Origin of the sequence: Psychromonas algicola (genome assembly GCF_004378355.1) — a bacterium.
Taxonomy (GTDB): domain Bacteria; phylum Pseudomonadota; class Gammaproteobacteria; order Enterobacterales; family Psychromonadaceae; genus Psychromonas.
The window spans coordinates 1-16,850 of the sequence record NZ_SNUB01000046.1; the positions used below are offsets into that span (position 1 = coordinate 1).

The following is a 16,850-nucleotide window of genomic DNA, read 5'->3' on the forward strand; positions in this document are numbered from 1 at the left end:
CACAATTTAAGTTGGAGGGAAAACGTGAGCGAAGTTATCCGAGGTGTTTAAAAGCGTCTAAAAATCGATATCCAGTGGCGAAAAGTAAATATGCCGTTCACCTTAAGTGAACGGCATTAGCCTCTTATGAGGCCTTTTTTAATTCCACTTAATAAATTAAGCGTCTTGTAAAATATTTAACATACGACGAAGTGGTTCAGCAGCACCCCATAGTAATTGGTCGCCAACAGTAAATGCGCTGATGTATTCTGGACCCATTGCTAGTTTGCGGATACGACCTACAGGAATACTTAATGTACCAGTTACTTTCGCTGGCGAAAGTTCAGAAACCGTTGCTTCGCGTTCATTTGGAATCACTTTAACCCATTCGTTATGTGATGCTAAGATTTTTTCAATTTCAGGAACTGATACATCTTTCTTTAGCTTCATAGTGATCGCTTGGCTGTGACAACGCATTGCGCCAATACGTACACATAAACCATCGATAGGTGTTTCGTTATCACTTGTTCCTAAAATTTTGTTGGCTTCAACTTGTGCTTTCCATTCTTCTTTTGATTGACCAGAAGGCATTGGCACGTCAATCCATGGGATCAAACTACCTGCTAACGGCGCACCAAATTGTTCTGTTGGTAATGCATCGCTACGAATAAACTCAGCCACTTTTTTATCAATTTCTAAAATTGCAGAAGCAGGATCCGCTAATTCAGCACTAACAGATGATTCAATCGCACCCATTTGGCTAATCAGTTCACGCATATTGCGCGCGCCAGCACCCGAAGCCGCTTGGTAAGTATGTGGAGAAACCCATTCAATTAAGTCAGCTTCAAATAATCCACCTAATGCTAATAGCATTAATGAAACAGTACAGTTACCACCAACGTAAGTTTTAACGCCGTTAGCTAAGCCCTGTTGAATAACGTCTTTATTGACTGGATCTAATACAATGATGCTGTCGTCTTTCATACGTAATGAAGAAGCCGCATCAATCCAGTAACCGTTCCAACCACTTGCACGTAGCTCAGGGTAAACTGCATTAGTGTAATCACCACCTTGACAGGTAATAATAATATCCATTTTTGATAGTTCTTCGATTGAAGAGGCATCTTTTAAGGTATCGGTTGTCTTACCAATATCAGGAGAAGCTAGACCAACTTGTGAGGTGGTGAAAAATACTGGCTCAATCGTTGCAAAATCATTCTCTTCACGCATTCTTTGCATAAGAACAGATCCAACCATACCGCGCCAACCAACTAAACCCACTTTTTTCATGGTCTACATTTCCTTAAATTTAATAGTTTAAAAATAAATACGGTTAATCATTAACCGAGTCGTGAATTTACCATTAGCAGTGTGAACAGGCTAGTTATTTGATGGTTTGAGGGGAAAAAAGTGAAAAAACTTACTTTGATGGCTGAATTTCTTTCAAACCATCAAAATAAGCTGTTATCTATTTAAATCAATCGTAAATAGTAGGGATGGGTTGGCGTTTGTGTTGTGTGCGTAAATAAATCGCAATGAGTTTCTCTTCAATAGCCGGAGCGACTTCTTTACCTTCTAAGAAATCATCGATTTGATCGTAAGTCATACCTAATGCTTTTTCATCTTCTAATTGCGGTTGATCTTCTTCTAAATCGGCTGTTGGTGCTTTTTCAACTAAGATAGCAGGGGCGCCTAAATGTTTTGCTAGTGCTCTTACTTGACGCTTGTTTAAACCAAATAAAGGAGCCAAATCACAAGCACCATCACCGTGTTTAGTGTAAAAACCAGTAATGTTTTCTGCGCTGTGGTCTGTCCCTACTACTAAGCCGCTTGTTAAACCTGCAATTTCGTATTGTGCAATCATGCGCATACGTGCTTTTACATTACCTTTCACAAAATCGTAACTTGCATTCTTTGCGAGTTTTACTTGGCTATTTTCTAATGCTTGAGTCGTACTTGCATGGATCCCATCTGCACCATTTTGAACATTAACGGTGACACAGTGTGAAGGTTGAATAAAGTTAACGGCTAATTGTGCTTCATCTTCATCTTTTTGAACTGCATAAGGTAAGCGTACAGCAACAAATTGGTAATCAGTTGTATTTTCTTGTTCGTTTAATTGGTTCACTGCTAACTGACAAAGTCGACCCGTTGTGCTGGAATCAACACCGCCACTTATGCCAAGTACTAATGTTTTACAGTGAGCATCTTTAAGTGTTTTTTGAATAAAAGCAGTACGGCGTTGAATTTCTTGTTCTACATCGATACTGGGTAATACACACATCTCTTCTAATATTTTTTGTTTCATGAGTAGGCCTATTATTAAAAATTAGTTGTTGTATCTAGGAATAAATAAATTTCTCAACATGTAGAGGAAAGTCTATTGGACAGCTTTTACCGTAAACGCACTCTAACAAATTAACAACCTCTACCCTTGATTATGCAAAAAACTGACTGCTTTTTATAGTAAAAATTATGGTTATTTAACCTGCTTCAACTTATAGCGATATCATACTTAATGTAATGGCTATACGACGAGGTGCTGAAATCAAACAATGCTCTGTGATGTTTCTGTTAAAAGGGTGTAAAAACAAGTGTTGAGACTAAAGGTGATATTATTTTTATACGTTATGTGTAAAAATCCGTTAAAATATTTTGATTATTCTTTTCTCTTTTTATTAAGGTTGGTTGTATGTCTTTAAGTGTTGTAATTCTTGCTGCTGGTAAAGGTACTCGCATGCGCTCTAGTTTGCCTAAAGTGCTTCATAAAATTGCTGATAAACCTATGGTGCAACACGTTATTGATACCGTTAAAGGCATTGGTGCTGACAATATTCATCTTATCTTCGGTCATGGTGGCGATATCATGAAACAGCATATTGCTGACAACCGTTTAAATTGGATAGAACAAACAGAACAATTAGGAACAGGTCATGCAATGCAAATTGCACAACCTCACTTTAAAGCCGAAGAAAAAATATTAATGGTTTACGGCGACGTGCCTTTATTATCAGAGCAAACATTACAAAAGTTAATTGCGGTACAGCCCGCTGGTGGTATTGGTTTATTAACAATCGAACTAGCCGACCCAACGGGTTATGGACGTATTGAGCGTGCTAACGGCGAAGTGATTGGTATTGTTGAACAGAAAGATGCCAATCCAACACAACTTGCTATTAACGAGGTTAACACGGGTATTTTAGTTGCTAATGCTGCGGACTTAAGTCGTTGGTTACCTGCACTATCTAATGAAAATGCTGCGGGTGAATATTACATTACCGATATTATTAAAATGGCACATCAAGAAGGCTGCTCTATTCAAACGGTACAACCTGAAAATGCTTTTGAAGTGGAAGGGGTAAATAATCGCTTGCAACTTGCTAACTTAGAGCGTGCTTATCAATACCAACAAGCTGAAACATTATTATTAGAAGGCGTTATGCTACGCGATCCAAGTCGTTTTGATTTACGCGGCGAATTAACCTGCGGTCAAGATGTTGATATCGATATTAACGTGATCATCGAAGGTAAAGTAACACTAGGCAATGGCGTTAAAATTGGTGCAGGTTGTATTCTAAAAAATTGTGAGCTTGCGGATAATGTAGAAATCAAAGCAAATTCAATTATTGAAGGGGCATCTATTGGTGAAGCAGCTGCCATTGGTCCTTTTGCGAGAATTCGTCCAGATACTATTATTAAAAAAGAAGTACATATTGGTAACTTTGTTGAGGTTAAAAAATCAACCTTGGGCGAAGGGACTAAATGTGGTCATTTAAGTTACATTGGCGATAGCTTAGTGGGCTCTGGTGTTAATATTGGTGCAGGTGTGATCACGTGTAATTATGATGGTGTTAACAAGCATCAAACAGTGATTGGTAATGATGTGTTCGTAGGCAGCGACTGTCAATTAGTGGCTCCAGTTAAGATTGGTGATGGTGCAACAACGGGGGCTGGAACAACAGTCGTGAGCGATGTACCAGAAAAAGCATTAGCGGTAACTCGCACCAAACAGCGCAATATCGAAGGTTGGACAAGACCAGTTAAAAAATAATTATTTAAATTTAAATAATGTTATAAGGCCGATAATTTATATTATCGGCCTTTTTTATTGCATTTATTTAGTGAAACTTGCAAAGGAATTATTAAATGCCAGACACAAAAAAGGAGGCGTTAGCCTCCTTGATATAAAGTCTTATTTAAACTTAGACTTTTTTAAGGTTTAACGGACGTTTACATACTTGCACACCTCTAAGATGCGCTAATGTGTTTTCCGGCATACCTTTTGGTAATTCAATTGTTGAGTGATCGTCGTTTAGACGGATATCACCAATGAAGCGGCTATTGATGTTTGCTTCATTTGCAATTGCACCTACGATATTTTTAACTTGAACACCGTGTTCACGACCTACATCTAAACGGAACATTTCAAGCTCAACGTCAGTAGGGCGACCACGACCACGAGGTTTATCACCACCGCGCTCATTACGATCACCACGAGGGCGTTCGTTGCGATCACCGCGTGAACGGTCATTGCGGTCACGACGTGGACGATCGCTACGTTCGTTGCGATCATTACTACGAGGCTCTACGAATTTTTCTTCAATAGGTTGTAATGGTTTTTCTTTTTGAGCCATTAATAATAATGCAGCACCGATATCAGTTTCATCGATTTCAGAGTTATTTTTAATTTGCTCAAACAAAGTGCGGAAGAAAGTTAAATCTTCACTTTCACAAGTTGAGAATAATGTTTTTTGGAAGTTATCAATACGTGTTTGTGTTACTTCATCACGTGTTGGTAAGTCCATAATAGTAATTGGTTGGCGAGTCGCACGTTCAATTGCTTGTAATAAACGACGCTCACGTGGTGCTGCAAATAAGATTGCTTTACCAGTACGACCAGCACGTCCAGTACGACCAATACGGTGAACATAAGATTCAGTATCCGTTGGGATGTCGTAGTTAACGACTAAGCTAATACGTTCAACGTCTAGACCACGAGCGGCAACATCTGTTGCGACTAAGATATCTAAACCGCCAGACTTAAGACGTGCAATTGTGCGTTCACGTGTTTGCTGATTCATATCACCGTTTAGTGCAGCACTGCGGTAACCGCGAGCTTCTAAACGTTCAGCTAATTCAACCGTTGCTGTTTTAGTACGAGCGAAGATGATCACGCCATCAAACTCTTCTGTTTCTAGCATACGTGTTAATGCATCTAACTTGTTAACACCACGTACGATCCAACATTTTTGCTCAATGTTTGAAACAGTAGACGTTTTTGCTTTGATCTTAACTTCTGTTGGGTTGTTCATGTAACGTTTAGTAATACGTTTAATTTGATCAGGCATAGTTGCAGAGAAAAGCGCTGTTTGGTGCTTTTCAGGCATTTCTTTCATGATCGTTTCAACGTCATCAATGAAACCCATACGTAACATTTCATCAGCTTCATCAAGTACTAATGCTTGAAGCTTTGATAAATCTAATGTTTTACGTTTCAAGTGATCCATAATACGACCCGGTGTACCCACAACGACGTGTGGACCACGAGCTAATTGTTTAAACTGGATGTTGTAGCTTTGTCCACCGTAAATCGGCATTACATGGAAACCACGTAAATGACGAGAATAAGATTGGAATGCTTCAGATACTTGGATCGCCAACTCACGTGTTGGTGCTAGCACCAATACTTGTGGGTGGTTTTTCTTAACGTCAATATTTGCTAATAAAGGAAGTGCAAAAGCAGCTGTTTTACCAGTACCTGTTTGTGCAAGACCTAATACATCTTCACCTCTTAATAGGTGAGGAATAGTTTGTGCTTGAATTGGAGATGGTGTTTCGTAACCCATTTCTGATACAACTTGTAGAATTTCTTCTGGTAAATTTAAATCTTTGAAAGTGGGTCCTGCTTGTTCAACTACTTGTTTTTCTGACTCTGACATAGTGGCCTCATGAGTTTATAAAATTCTGTACATTGCTCGAATGTACGTTAAATTCAGCCTATTCCTACATCAGCCCAACAAGCTAAATCTTGTTAAACATGCCCATTAATTTTTCGCGAAATCAACCGCGCAGTAGGTTTTACTCTGAATATTTTGCTTCGCTTTAGATGGTTCTGTTTGCGAGGGAGGCGCATTTTACTCTATTTGTGTACAAAATGCTCTCTTTATTTTGACAAACCGCACGTTTTTTAAATCAAAACTGGTATAGGAGGTTGAATAATCAACAAATAACTTATGGTTTTTAAGTGAGACTATTTTTTGTTTTTTCAATTTCACTTGGTTTGAGTTGTTATTTAAGGTAAAACACTGCCATTAATAAGCTCTATAACTTAAATGCTCTCAAGGAAAACAAGTGGCCTCAACAACAAATAAGATATCGGTTTTACAAGGCGTTGGTATGTTGGTGTCTGCTTTATTAGGCTCGGGCGTTTTCATTATTCCTGCCATTGCAGCTCAATTATCTGGGAGTTGGTCTTTATTGGCGTGGGCGATCATGGGCATATTAATTATGCCTATCGTATTTACTTTTGCTCAGTTAGGGCGGTTTTATCCACATGCGGGCGGTACTGCTTATTTTGTTCAGCAGGCTTTTGGAGAGCGCAGTTCAAGATTAGTGAGCTGGTTATTTATTTGGGTTGTTGCCTTAGGCGCGCCAGTGATCACTATGACTGCCGCTAATTTTTTGCAAAATGCATTAATCCAATGGCAAATTATTTCTGGGGCAGTAGATTTACGATTAGAGATTGCCATTTTTATGTTGTTACTGGTATTGGGGATTAATTTTTTAGGTTTAAAAACCGCTGCCATTATTCAATCTTTATTAAGTGTCGTCATCGTAGGCACACTTTTATTTGCATCTATTGATACTCAACTACATCATTCTTTTCAATTACCAAGCTCCGCTTTTAATTTAACCGAAGTAGCATTAACTGCGACTTTTATTTTATGGTGCTTTCTTGGTATTGAAGCCATTACTCATATTGCAGATGATTTTCATAATCCAGAGCGAGACTTTCCGCTTACTATTTTTATTGGTATTACTATTGCGTTGGTTGTGTATGGGTTAATTAGCGTTAGCCTATTACAAATGGGTTTTTATGGCGATCAAGAGAAAAACTTAAATTCAGTAGTAGATTTAGTGGGAGCGAGTTTAGGAGCTAAAGGCTATATATTGGTTAATCTTGTCGGTTTCTGTACTTGTTTTATTTCGGTGAGTCTTTACTTTGTTGGCTTTTCTCGTCTTTTACAAAGTATGGCAAAACAACAAAAAATTCATCAGCACTTTAACAAACTAAATCAACATAAAGTGGCTTACTGGGGATTATGCTTTGCTACTTTACTTTGTTTTTGTGTGTTGCTGATCAGCCATGCAATTCAATTGTCCATCGATAGTTTAATTGCTTATGCTAATGGTTTGTTTATCTTAATTTATTTAGCAGCGGGTATTGCTGGGGTGAAGTTATTAAAAGGTAAAGGAAAATGGCTTGCAGTCATGGCCAGTGCCACTTGCTTTGTTTTGTTCTTAGCTTTAGGAATGGAAATGCTGTTTGGCTTGTTACTAGTGATATTGTTAAGTGTGTATTATGCGGTTATTTATCCGTGGAATAACCGCATGCAGCGTAATCGAGATTACTTATAGAATGAGTGATCGCCACTAGCGTGTTCAGTCACATCACGTACAGCATTTAACTCGCCAGAGAATTCTTCAAGTAGCTCTTTTTCAATGCCTTCTTTTAAGGTTAGATCTACTTGAGAACAACCATTACAACCACCACCAAATTCAATGACTGCAACATTGTCTTCAGTAATTTCAATAAGTTTAATGAAACCACCATGACTTGCTAACTGTGGGTTGATTTGTGCTTGAATGACATATTCAACACGCTCAAGTAATGGAGCATCACTGTTCACTTTACGCATTTTTGCGTTAGGTGCTTTTAATGTTAATTGCGTACCTGCTTCTTCTTCTACCAAGTCAACAAATGCGTCTTCTAAAAATGGTAAGCTAACATCATCAATCAATGCGTCGAAACCATTAAGGTTTAAACGTGTGTCGCTACTTTCAACTGCTTCTGGTGGGCAGTATGAAACGCCACATTCAGCTTTAGGAGTACCCGGATTGATTACAAAAACTCGAATGTTAGTACCTTCTTTTTGTGTTGCTAATAATTTTGCAAAGTGTTCTTGCGCAGCTGGTGTAATTTCGATCATGTTCAACCTTTATTCTTGAGTAATTTACTTGGGTATTATAGCGAGAATTGTGGGCAATAATAAAGTAAAGAGTGATATTGCGACAAATAATAAATAATGCTTACTAAAAAAGACCTGCGATATAAGTGTAAAATTTCGTAAAACCTTTGGTATTTCAAGTACTACTGAAGTTCAGTACGACAAATGCACCACACATCAATTCTTTTTACATCTGCAGCCAATAACACCTGACATAAGCTATTAATTGTTGCACCTGTTGTAACCACATCATCAATTAGGACTATATGCTTGCCTTTCAGTTCCACTTTTCTTTCTTCCGTTAATGAAAAGGCGTGCTTTAAATTAAGTGTACGTTGATGACGCGTTAATCCTTCTTGTGCATTAGTCAATTTGCTTCGAGTGAGCGTGGTTTGTGTTATTTCGACTGGCAAGTGTTTAGATAACGCTTCGCTAATAAGTTGTGCTTGATTGAAGCCCCGTTTTCTATGCTTTTTTTTATGTAAAGGAACGGGGATAAGGTAATCAATTTCTTGTAGTTGAGCTTGGTTATAGCGTTGTAAAATAGAGTTGGCTAATAACTGTCCCAATAAATCCGCATAGAGTAAATGATTATTATATTTTAATTGCTTTATTAACTCAGGAAAGGGCGATTGATAACTAGCAACGGCATGTAATTGCGTAAACTCAAAGTGGTGCTGCAGGCATTCTCCGCAAAAAGGTTGTGTATGGCTCAAACCACATCCGCAACGTAAACAATAACTTCGCTCTGTTAAAATCGCCTCATGGCAGTATTCACAAACAAGCGAATTTTTACTAGGTAAATGGCATAATAAGCAAAGACTAGGCAAACAAGCTTCAAATAACTTTTGAGTTTGTTGATAAATTAAGTGAATGTATTTTTTCAAAACCAACCCTATTATCAAACGAGGTTAAAGTGAGTATAGAACAGCTAAATGGTTATCAAACAATGGGATCAGGAAAAGATCTAGTTTTGATTCATGGTTGGGGTGTTAATTGTGCTGTTTGGCAAACTATTGCAGAACAATTGAGCCAATCTTATCGCGTGCACCTTGTTAATTTGCCTGGATTTGGTGGAGAGCCAGCTTTGCCTGATTATTCACTTGAAGCTATTGCCGAACATTTGTTAAATAAATTACCTCACAATGCGGTTTGGTGTGGTTGGTCTTTAGGCGGACTTGTTGCTACTTATGTTGCTTCTCACTTTCCTGAACGAGTGGATAAGTTAATACAAGTTTGTGCATCACTTAAATTTGTTGAAGATGGTTCATGGTTAGGTGTTAAAAAAGAGGTGTTTGAATTATTTAAAGTGGGTGTTAATAAACAGCCTGAAAAAACATTAAATCGATTTTTATCATTACAAGCAATGGGGAGTGAAACAGTAAAAACTGATATTGCAAACCTTAAAAAACTACTCGACGATCAAATTTCTCCGGAACCATTTGCATTGATTGCAGGTCTAGATTTACTGAATGATGTCGATTTACGAGAAGAATTTAAACAGTTAACCATGCCTAGCTTAAGTTTATTTGGTGAGCTTGATACTTTAGTGCCAGTTGCTAACTTAAAAATGGTGCAAGAATTATCTTCATCTAATCAACAAGTTATTTTTAAACATTCATCTCATGCGCCATTTATTAGCGAACCAAAGCGTTTTCAACAGGTTTTATTGGACTTTATTAATGCTTAGAATGAAATTGAAAGCTTTATTTTTGTTCAAAAAATAGCCATAATGAAGGCGTTAACATTTTTTAGGGGGAATTTATGGAAATAAATTCAGCTTTTTCGTCAGGCGTTTCTGGCTTAAATAAAGCATCAGAGCAACTCACCGAAGCAAGTCAAAATATTGCTGAACAGAGTATTAGCTCAGAAATCCAAAATAGTTCTTCTAAAGAAGAGCCAGTTCCCGTTGCCGCTACAAGTAGTTACTCTTCAGAGCCTGTAACCACAGAAATGATTAATATGATGTTAGCAGATGCCCAAGCAAAATCTGCTGCGAATGTGATTACAACTGCAGATGATATGGTCGGCTTACTTATTAATGTGTCCGTATAACCGTTAACCACCATGGTTAATGTAAATGTTCAGCTACCCCCAGTCGTTGCGGCACCTTTTCCGCAAGCAGCAGAGAGTTTGCAACGAGAAAACCTTTTACAACCCGCTATTCCTAAAACTGAAAAATCTCATGCTTATTCTAAAATGCGTGAGCATCAAGAACGAGAAAACGTCGCTCATCAATCTAGTCAAATTATTCAGAAAGATTCGGGTAACAACAGCCAACCCAAAGGGCAGTCTTCAGGATTTAATCAAAGACGAGAGCATTTTTTTGCAACAAAACTACAGCTAACTCCGCAAGAAATGGAGCAAGTAAAAGTAGAGTTAGCAGGAATTACAGACTATAAAGAAGTCATTTCAGCGATTCAGCAAAAATATTCTAACGCAGTATTGCCATTTCCTGAGCCTACTGTGGATTACAAGATTTAAAGTGACTTTCAATCCAATCATTCAATTTCATTAGATATAAAAAAGGCTGCGGTATAGGCAGCCTAATAGTCTTTAATTATCGTGAATTAAATTAATGCGCGTGTCCACAACCACCTGGAGCATGAACATGACCGTGTGCAATTTCTTCAGCAGTTGCAGGGCGAATAGCAACTACTTCACCAACAAATTGTAACGCCATACCCGCTAATGGATGATTTGCATCGATGCTAACATTATCTTCAGACACCGCAGTTACTTCTACAGTACGTGGGCCTTGCTCAGTTTCTGCTTGGAATGACATACCCACTTCGATTTCATCAACACCTTCAAATAAAGTACGAGGTACTTCTTGAACAAGTTCTTCTTGGAAAGGGCCGTAAGCATCTTCTGCTTCTAACTTAATATCAAACTTATAACCGACTTCTTTACCTTCTAGCTCTTTCTCTAAACCTGGTACTAAAAATTGTGTACCTTGAATATATTCAAGCGGACTACCATTTTCAGTACTATCAAGTGGATTACCATCAACTTCTGCAACACCAAAGTGGATTGAAACAGCTGAATTCTTTTCAATTTTCATTCTTATCTCTCTTTTATTATTTGTGCTCAGAAGGATCAAACACGCCAATCATTTGTTCAAATTGACGAGTGGCTGATTTAGCCTGAGTGGGCGTTTGTGTCTGTGTGAAATCACAGGCAACGCAAGTTAATGTTTCAATTCCATTTTCCAATGTCAAAGCAATACTGTCAAGAGTCTTACATTTTGGACATTCTGCGCCAGCGATGAAGCGTTTTTTAGTACTAGATAACGACATATATAAATCACAAATAATAAAAGTGTCCCTAATCATAAACAAATCGTTGTTCATTTGCAGTAGTTATGGCTCAACTTTGTAAAGTTCGTTATCATTCTGCTCTAATTTACCCTGATCCATACGAGACTCTGAAATTATGATCGTTGCAACTAACATTGAATTCATCCGTGGCGGAAAACCTTTACTTGAAAACGCTAGTGCGACAATCAATCCAAAACAAAAAGTAGGACTCGTTGGCGCGAATGGTTGTGGAAAATCGAGTTTTTTCACCTTATTAAAACAAGAACATCAAGTGGATGCGGGCGAATTAACTATTCCTCATCATTGGCGTTTAGCAAGTGTTGCTCAGGAAACGCCTGCTTTAGATACCAATGCGTTACAATATGTTATTGATGGAGATCGTTATTTCAGAGAGCTGCAAGAAAAGCTAAAACAAGCGGAAGCAGAAGACGATGGAACCAAAATCGCCGAAATGCATATTATGCTCGACAATGCTGGTGGTTATACCATTGAATCAAGAGCGGCAGAACTGTTAGCTGGTTTGGGATTTAGTGAACAAGCACAAGGGCGACCAGTCAGTGATTTTTCTGGTGGTTGGCGTATGCGATTAAACTTAGCACAAGCATTGCTTTGCCCATCTGATCTTTTATTACTAGATGAACCAACCAATCACCTAGATTTAGATGCAGTCATTTGGCTTGAAAAATGGTTACATCAATATCAAGGTACCTTGATTCTAATTTCTCATGACCGAGACTTTATCGATAGTATTGTTGATAAAATCATTCATATTGAACAAAACAAACTTTTCGAATACACAGGTAACTACACTAGCTTTGAACGCCAACGAGCTGAAAAGTTAATGCAGCAGCAATCTTCCTACGAAAAACAACAAGCGCAAATGGATCATATGCAAAGTTATATTGATCGTTTTCGTTATAAAGCGAATAAAGCAAAACAAGCGCAAAGTCGTATCAAAGCGCTTGAAAAAATGGAAACCTTATTACCTGCGCATGTCGATAATCAATTTAGTTTTTCATTTCGCGAACCAGAAGCATTGCCACTGCCACTATTAACATTGGAAAAAGTCAGTGCTGGCTACGAAGATCTACTGATACTTGATGAAATCAAACTAAATCTCGTGCCTGGAAGTCGTATTGGTTTATTAGGTAGAAATGGCGCCGGTAAATCGACCTTAGTCAAATTATTATCGAATCAACTTCAACCTAAGTCAGGAAAGATTGAAATCAATACTAATGCAAAAATAGGCTACTTCGCACAACATCAATTAGAGTTCTTGCATCTAGACGAAAGTCCTATGCAACATTTATCCCGTTTAGCGCCCGATGAAAAAGAGCTGCCGCTACGTAATTTCTTAGGCAGTTTTGGTTTTCAAGGTGATAAAGCCTTCGATATCGTTGCCCCTTTTTCGGGTGGAGAGAAAGCGCGTTTGGTTCTGGCATTATTAGTTTGGCAAAAACCTAACCTATTATTACTCGATGAACCAACCAATCACCTTGATTTAGAAATGCGTCATGCATTGACCGTTGCATTGCAAGATTTTGAAGGTGCAATGGTCGTTGTTTCGCATGATCGACATTTATTGCGTACTACCATAGATGATTTGTACCTGGTGCATGATAAAAAAGTAGAACCTTTTGTCGGAGATCTCGATGACTATCATCAATGGATAACAGATCAACAACGTAGTGAGAAACAAATAGAACAAGGCGAGGTTAAAGCCGTATCAGTGAGTGCGAACCGTAAAGATCAAAAAAGACTAGAAGCAGAGTTTCGTAAAAAGTTAACGCCTTATAAAAAACAACTGACTAGCGCTGAAAAGAAAATGGAAACCTATTCTGAACGTTTATCAGAAATAGAAGAAAAGTTAGGTGATAGTGCGCTTTATGAGCAAGAAAATAAAAAGCTGTTAACCGACTTGTTAAAAGAACAAGGTGAAGTAAACTACCAACTTGAAGAAACTGAAATGCTATGGATGGAAGCGCAGGAACAAATAGAAACATTACAATCAGAATTTGAAATTTAAGTGGTTGGAGTAAGCATGTATTACGTAATAGATTCAAAAACAGTTATACTTGACGATCAAAGTGCTGCATTTACGATTAATAATAATTTTAAGCTAGCAGGAATTCGTTTGTGGAAAACAGGCAAACCGATTGCCGTATCTAAAAAAGACAATATTCCTAATCCAGTCACAATAGATTTTGATGTATACCAAGGTTATAACGGAGAATTACCACATATAAGAGATCTTGGTATCACTATGATGTCACAAACACTGGTTGATATATTAATTTCAGCGGGAGTGGATAATCTAGAACTTTTCCCTGCTATTTTAAAAAATAACCAAACAGGGCAAACGCTACCTTATCAAATTTTTAATGTGATAGGTTTGGTATCAGCTATGGACTTACAAGCATCAGATTATGAAACTTATAAAAATACTGCACCCAAAGGAGATACAATTATTCATCAATTAGTACTTGATGAATCTCGTATCCAAGATGTTTTGTTATTCCGTTTGGCTGAAAATGTAAGCACATTATTGGTCCATGAATGCATAAAAAATAAAATTGAGGAAGCAGGTCTTCAAGGCGTTAAGTTTATTCGTCCTGAAGAATACTCTCAGATTTAGTGATGCTCTATCTAAATTTTGATTCTATTATCTTAATGCCCCTTAATTCTCGAAATATTAGGAGGGCTATTGAAACAATTACTCAATGAAGAAAAATGTAATCGGGTTATTGGATTATTTGTACTTATCATGTTCAATATATCTTTAGCGAGCGCTAGTGATTATCTAAGAGATCATTCAATGGTAAATATAAAGCCTGAAACATATAAAACAATTAAATCTGAAACTGGTGTAATAGCTATTATTAGGATCAATGATATTGAAGTCCGGCATAAAGGGACGCGCTCAGAAATGGTTAGATATAATGTAAGCATTGAAAATAAAATTTATGGTGAATATCAAGACCTAAGCTCAGTCGCTAGCTATGGTGGAGCTACCTTAACAGTAGGTGAGAAATATTTAGTTTTTTTAACAGATGTTAGGTTATTTAGTCCTAGCTTATTTATTGAAGAGTCTGTTTTTTTAGACTGTGATGAATGTAGCGAAGCTATTAAGTTATGCAAAGAAAATATTGAGCGATTTTAATTGTGCTTTCTCTGTTATACAGATGCTCAGTGTTGAAAATTTAGATCTTAATGAGCGTTATCAAATAATTTGTAGCCTGTTAGGTGCACTTGAAAATTTAGAATCATGAATGACGGAAATACAGTCAGAATTTGAAGCTTGAGTTTTAAGTAACGCTTCGCCATACTGGTCGCAAGTAATACACTAATAAGTATATAAAAAGGAAGTAAAATGAGTTTTCAAACAAACGAATATTTTGACGGCAATGTAGCATCAATCGCATTCCAAAGTGATACATTACCAGCAACAGTAGGTGTAATGGAAATTGGTGAATATACATTTGGTACTGAAGCAAAAGAATACATGACTGTAGTAAGTGGTAGCCTAACCATTAAATTACTTAATACAACAGAATGGAAGACCTATAACGCAGGTGAAACATTTGAAGTAGAAGCAAATTCAAGCTTCGATGTTAAAGTAACAGTACAAACTGCTTACCTTTGTCTTTACGAAAAATAGTAAACGGCCATAAACGACATTTATTATGTCGTAATACACTTATATAAAGGAGCTTAGGCTCCTTTTTCATTGTGTTATTTATAGTTATAAATTTAAATATATCCTATTGCTCCTTAAAAGTGACTTTAAGTTTGTTAATAGCGTTAGGTTTTATTTGAAGTATTATGTTGATTTATTGTTTTAGATCGCAATTTTTCATCTACCTCTATTGTAGTATCTTGTCACCGACATTCAAATAAGGACATTTCATGAAAAAAATATTATTAGCAACAACCGTTGCTACTTTATTAATTGGCTGTGCAACTAACGCTAACCAGCCAACTGCTAATACAAAAGCATTAATGGCTAAACTTGATCCAACTAAAGCGCCTGTTTTCAACTTTGATTTAACTAAATGGAAAATCAATGTTCCTCTAGAAGACGATAAACCAGAGCGTGCAGGGAAAGTAATGGAAATTTCTGCACAAGATTTAAGTAACAAAGAAAAACCATATTCTCATCCAGAGTGGTTTTATACAGATAAAGAAACAGGTGCGATGGTCTTTGCAACTCCAAATAAAGCCATGACAACACCGAATAGTAAAAATGCGCGTAGTGAATTGCGAGCAATGTTAGCAACATCTTATAAAGATCCTAAAAACAACTTTGCAATTGCAGCGAACCCAGATGCCGCATCTTATGGATCTATTGGAGGTCAGCTAACAGCAACATTATCTGTTGATTGGATAAGCACAAGTGGTAACAGTGAAAAGAACGGTGCTTTTTCATCAGTTATCGGTCAAATCCATGCGAAGAAAAATGAACCTTTAAAAATTGCTTACCGTAAATTACCTGATCATGAACATGGTTCGCTGTATTGGCGCTATGAAATCAATGCAACAGGTGACAATTATAGCAAGCGAAAAGATATCTACCATAATGTATTTGGACAATATGATTTAAGAACAGGATCGGAAGACCCTGCTGACGGTATCAAATTAGGAGAAGTATTTTCCTACGACGTTAATGTTGATGGCAACATAATGAACCTAACCTTTATTAAAAACATTGGTGAAGCAGATGAAGTTGTAAAAACCTTTGCTATTGATCTATCTAAACCTCATTATCAAGGTGAAGAGTACGATGAAGGTTACGCAAATTCTTGGATGTATTTCAAAGCGGGTAATTATAACCAATGTAATGTTGGCTCATCTGAATGTACAAATAACGGCATAGAAGCAGGTGATTACGCTAAAGTTAGCTTTTATCAATTAGACTTAAAGCAATAGAGAACAAACAATAAAGAACAAACTGACTATAAAGCCTCTAAATTTCTTAGAGGCTTTCTTAATTTCTTACTACAAAGCTGGATCTTTTTTACCATTTTGTTAATAAATATGGCTTTCAGTAAAATATTTTAATCAAGTAATAGAAAGCGAAACTAATCTAACAATGTTATATACCTTTAAATCTCCCTTTTAACCCCTATAATTTGTCTAAAATGCCCTCATTTTGTTGTTTAATTAATCACTTGAACATTTAATTGAAATAATTGTAAATAAACGCTTGCCAATGTTTTAAGGATCCCTATAATGCGCATCCACGGAAACGGGAACAACGTTAAGTTAACTCGATTCTGAGAATAAAAAGAAAGCTAAAAAGCTTTGACATTATTCGAAAGGCGCG

General features: G+C 37.1%; 17 protein-coding genes. 10 read left to right on the forward strand and 7 right to left on the reverse strand.

Features of this window, described 5'->3' with window-relative positions:
* Window positions 1–156 precede the first annotated feature (156 nt).
* Together asd and nadE are read right to left on the reverse strand one after the other, a co-directional pair.
* Window positions 157–1,269, reverse strand: coding sequence for an aspartate-semialdehyde dehydrogenase (gene asd / locus E2R67_RS15585; RefSeq protein WP_134291876.1), 1,113 nt, complete (start codon window positions 1,267–1,269; stop codon window positions 157–159).
* A gap of 187 nt (window positions 1,270–1,456) precedes the next feature.
* The gene (gene nadE, locus E2R67_RS15590; RefSeq protein ID WP_134291877.1) at window positions 1,457–2,287 is read right to left on the reverse strand and encodes an NAD(+) synthase; all 831 of its coding nucleotides are present in this window, start codon (window positions 2,285–2,287) and stop codon (window positions 1,457–1,459) included.
* A 384-nt stretch (window positions 2,288–2,671) separates the two neighbouring features.
* Between nadE and glmU the strand changes: the two genes are divergently transcribed.
* Window positions 2,672–4,030: a bifunctional UDP-N-acetylglucosamine diphosphorylase/glucosamine-1-phosphate N-acetyltransferase GlmU gene (gene glmU, locus E2R67_RS15595; protein WP_134291878.1), complete on the forward strand. Its 1,359-nt coding sequence runs from the start codon at window positions 2,672–2,674 to the stop codon at window positions 4,028–4,030.
* 151 nt (window positions 4,031–4,181) lie between these two features.
* On the opposite strand, the gene E2R67_RS15600 is transcribed toward glmU, so the two are convergent.
* Window positions 4,182–5,918, reverse strand: a complete 1,737-nt coding sequence (locus tag E2R67_RS15600; RefSeq protein WP_134291879.1) for a DEAD/DEAH box helicase — start codon at window positions 5,916–5,918, stop codon at window positions 4,182–4,184.
* 412 nt (window positions 5,919–6,330) lie between these two features.
* Between E2R67_RS15600 and yjeH the strand changes: the two genes are divergently transcribed.
* Complete coding sequence (gene yjeH, locus E2R67_RS15605) at window positions 6,331–7,617, forward strand: L-methionine/branched-chain amino acid transporter (protein WP_134291880.1); 1,287 nt, start codon at window positions 6,331–6,333, stop codon at window positions 7,615–7,617.
* On the opposite strand, the gene nfuA is transcribed toward yjeH, so the two are convergent.
* Both nfuA and E2R67_RS15615 read right to left on the reverse strand, forming a co-directional pair.
* Window positions 7,608–8,189, reverse strand: a complete 582-nt coding sequence (nfuA, locus tag E2R67_RS15610; protein WP_134291881.1) for a Fe-S biogenesis protein NfuA — start codon at window positions 8,187–8,189, stop codon at window positions 7,608–7,610. The two genes, yjeH and nfuA, sit on opposite strands and share 10 nt — an antisense overlap.
* A gap of 161 nt (window positions 8,190–8,350) precedes the next feature.
* Window positions 8,351–9,094 carry a ComF family protein gene (locus E2R67_RS15615; RefSeq protein WP_243837040.1) on the reverse strand — a complete coding sequence of 248 codons (744 nt, stop codon included), beginning with the start codon at window positions 9,092–9,094 and terminating at the stop codon, window positions 8,351–8,353.
* A 29-nt stretch (window positions 9,095–9,123) separates the two neighbouring features.
* On the opposite strand from E2R67_RS15615, the gene bioH reads away from it, so the two are divergent.
* The 3 genes from bioH to E2R67_RS15630 all read left to right on the forward strand — a co-directional run bounded on the left by bioH (window position 9,124) and on the right by E2R67_RS15630 (window position 10,691).
* On the forward strand, window positions 9,124–9,897 hold the full coding sequence (bioH, locus tag E2R67_RS15620; protein WP_134291882.1) for a pimeloyl-ACP methyl ester esterase BioH: 774 nt from the start codon (window positions 9,124–9,126) through the stop codon (window positions 9,895–9,897).
* A 74-nt stretch (window positions 9,898–9,971) separates the two neighbouring features.
* Window positions 9,972–10,262: a hypothetical protein gene (locus E2R67_RS15625; RefSeq protein ID WP_134291883.1), complete on the forward strand. Its 291-nt coding sequence runs from the start codon at window positions 9,972–9,974 to the stop codon at window positions 10,260–10,262.
* 12 nt (window positions 10,263–10,274) lie between these two features.
* Window positions 10,275–10,691 (forward strand): hypothetical protein, encoded by a 417-nt coding sequence (locus E2R67_RS15630; RefSeq protein WP_134291884.1) that lies wholly within the window; start codon window positions 10,275–10,277, stop codon window positions 10,689–10,691.
* Window positions 10,692–10,782: 91 nt separating this feature from the next.
* On the opposite strand, the gene E2R67_RS15635 is transcribed toward E2R67_RS15630, so the two are convergent.
* Window positions 10,783–11,271, reverse strand: coding sequence for an FKBP-type peptidyl-prolyl cis-trans isomerase (locus E2R67_RS15635; protein ID WP_134291885.1), 489 nt, complete (start codon window positions 11,269–11,271; stop codon window positions 10,783–10,785).
* 16 nt (window positions 11,272–11,287) lie between these two features.
* Window positions 11,288–11,506, reverse strand: a complete 219-nt coding sequence (locus tag E2R67_RS15640; protein WP_134291886.1) for a YheV family putative zinc ribbon protein — start codon at window positions 11,504–11,506, stop codon at window positions 11,288–11,290.
* Window positions 11,507–11,642: 136 nt separating this feature from the next.
* Here E2R67_RS15640 and E2R67_RS15645 point away from each other — a divergent pair, with 136 nt between their 5' ends.
* The 5 genes from E2R67_RS15645 (at window position 11,643) to E2R67_RS15665 (ending at window position 16,453) form a co-directional block, all read left to right on the forward strand.
* Window positions 11,643–13,553 carry an ABC transporter ATP-binding protein gene (locus E2R67_RS15645; protein WP_134291887.1) on the forward strand — a complete coding sequence of 637 codons (1,911 nt, stop codon included), beginning with the start codon at window positions 11,643–11,645 and terminating at the stop codon, window positions 13,551–13,553.
* A gap of 15 nt (window positions 13,554–13,568) precedes the next feature.
* Complete coding sequence (locus E2R67_RS15650; RefSeq protein ID WP_134291888.1) at window positions 13,569–14,162, forward strand: imm11 family protein; 594 nt, start codon at window positions 13,569–13,571, stop codon at window positions 14,160–14,162.
* Between the two features lie 69 nt (window positions 14,163–14,231).
* Window positions 14,232–14,687, forward strand: a complete 456-nt coding sequence (locus E2R67_RS15655; protein WP_134291889.1) for a hypothetical protein — start codon at window positions 14,232–14,234, stop codon at window positions 14,685–14,687.
* Window positions 14,688–14,897: 210 nt separating this feature from the next.
* Entirely contained in the window at window positions 14,898–15,185 is a 288-nt protein-coding gene (gene ppnP / locus E2R67_RS15660) for a pyrimidine/purine nucleoside phosphorylase (protein ID WP_134291890.1), read from the forward strand.
* 248 nt (window positions 15,186–15,433) lie between these two features.
* Window positions 15,434–16,453 carry a polysaccharide lyase family 7 protein gene (locus tag E2R67_RS15665; RefSeq protein WP_134291891.1) on the forward strand — a complete coding sequence of 340 codons (1,020 nt, stop codon included), beginning with the start codon at window positions 15,434–15,436 and terminating at the stop codon, window positions 16,451–16,453.
* Window positions 16,454–16,850 lie beyond the last annotated feature (397 nt).

Bases quoted from the DNA above. Each gene is read 5' to 3' on its own strand.
- asd (WP_134291876.1), bottom strand. From the start codon at position 1,269: ATGAAAAAAGTGGGTTTAGTTGGTTGGCGCGGTATGGTTGGATCTGTT.
- nadE (WP_134291877.1), bottom strand. From the start codon at position 2,287: ATGAAACAAAAAATATTAGAAGAGATGTGTGTATTACCCAGTATCGAT.
- glmU (WP_134291878.1), top strand. From the start codon at position 2,672: ATGTCTTTAAGTGTTGTAATTCTTGCTGCTGGTAAAGGTACTCGCATG.
- E2R67_RS15600 (WP_134291879.1), bottom strand. From the start codon at position 5,918: ATGTCAGAGTCAGAAAAACAAGTAGTTGAACAAGCAGGACCCACTTTC.
- nfuA (WP_134291881.1), bottom strand. From the start codon at position 8,189: ATGATCGAAATTACACCAGCTGCGCAAGAACACTTTGCAAAATTATTA.
- E2R67_RS15625 (WP_134291883.1), top strand. From the start codon at position 9,972: ATGGAAATAAATTCAGCTTTTTCGTCAGGCGTTTCTGGCTTAAATAAA.
- E2R67_RS15630 (WP_134291884.1), top strand. From the start codon at position 10,275: ATGGTTAATGTAAATGTTCAGCTACCCCCAGTCGTTGCGGCACCTTTT.
- E2R67_RS15635 (WP_134291885.1), bottom strand. From the start codon at position 11,271: ATGAAAATTGAAAAGAATTCAGCTGTTTCAATCCACTTTGGTGTTGCA.
- E2R67_RS15640 (WP_134291886.1), bottom strand. From the start codon at position 11,506: ATGTCGTTATCTAGTACTAAAAAACGCTTCATCGCTGGCGCAGAATGT.
- E2R67_RS15645 (WP_134291887.1), top strand. From the start codon at position 11,643: ATGATCGTTGCAACTAACATTGAATTCATCCGTGGCGGAAAACCTTTA.
- E2R67_RS15650 (WP_134291888.1), top strand. From the start codon at position 13,569: ATGTATTACGTAATAGATTCAAAAACAGTTATACTTGACGATCAAAGT.
- ppnP (WP_134291890.1), top strand. From the start codon at position 14,898: ATGAGTTTTCAAACAAACGAATATTTTGACGGCAATGTAGCATCAATC.
- E2R67_RS15665 (WP_134291891.1), top strand. From the start codon at position 15,434: ATGAAAAAAATATTATTAGCAACAACCGTTGCTACTTTATTAATTGGC.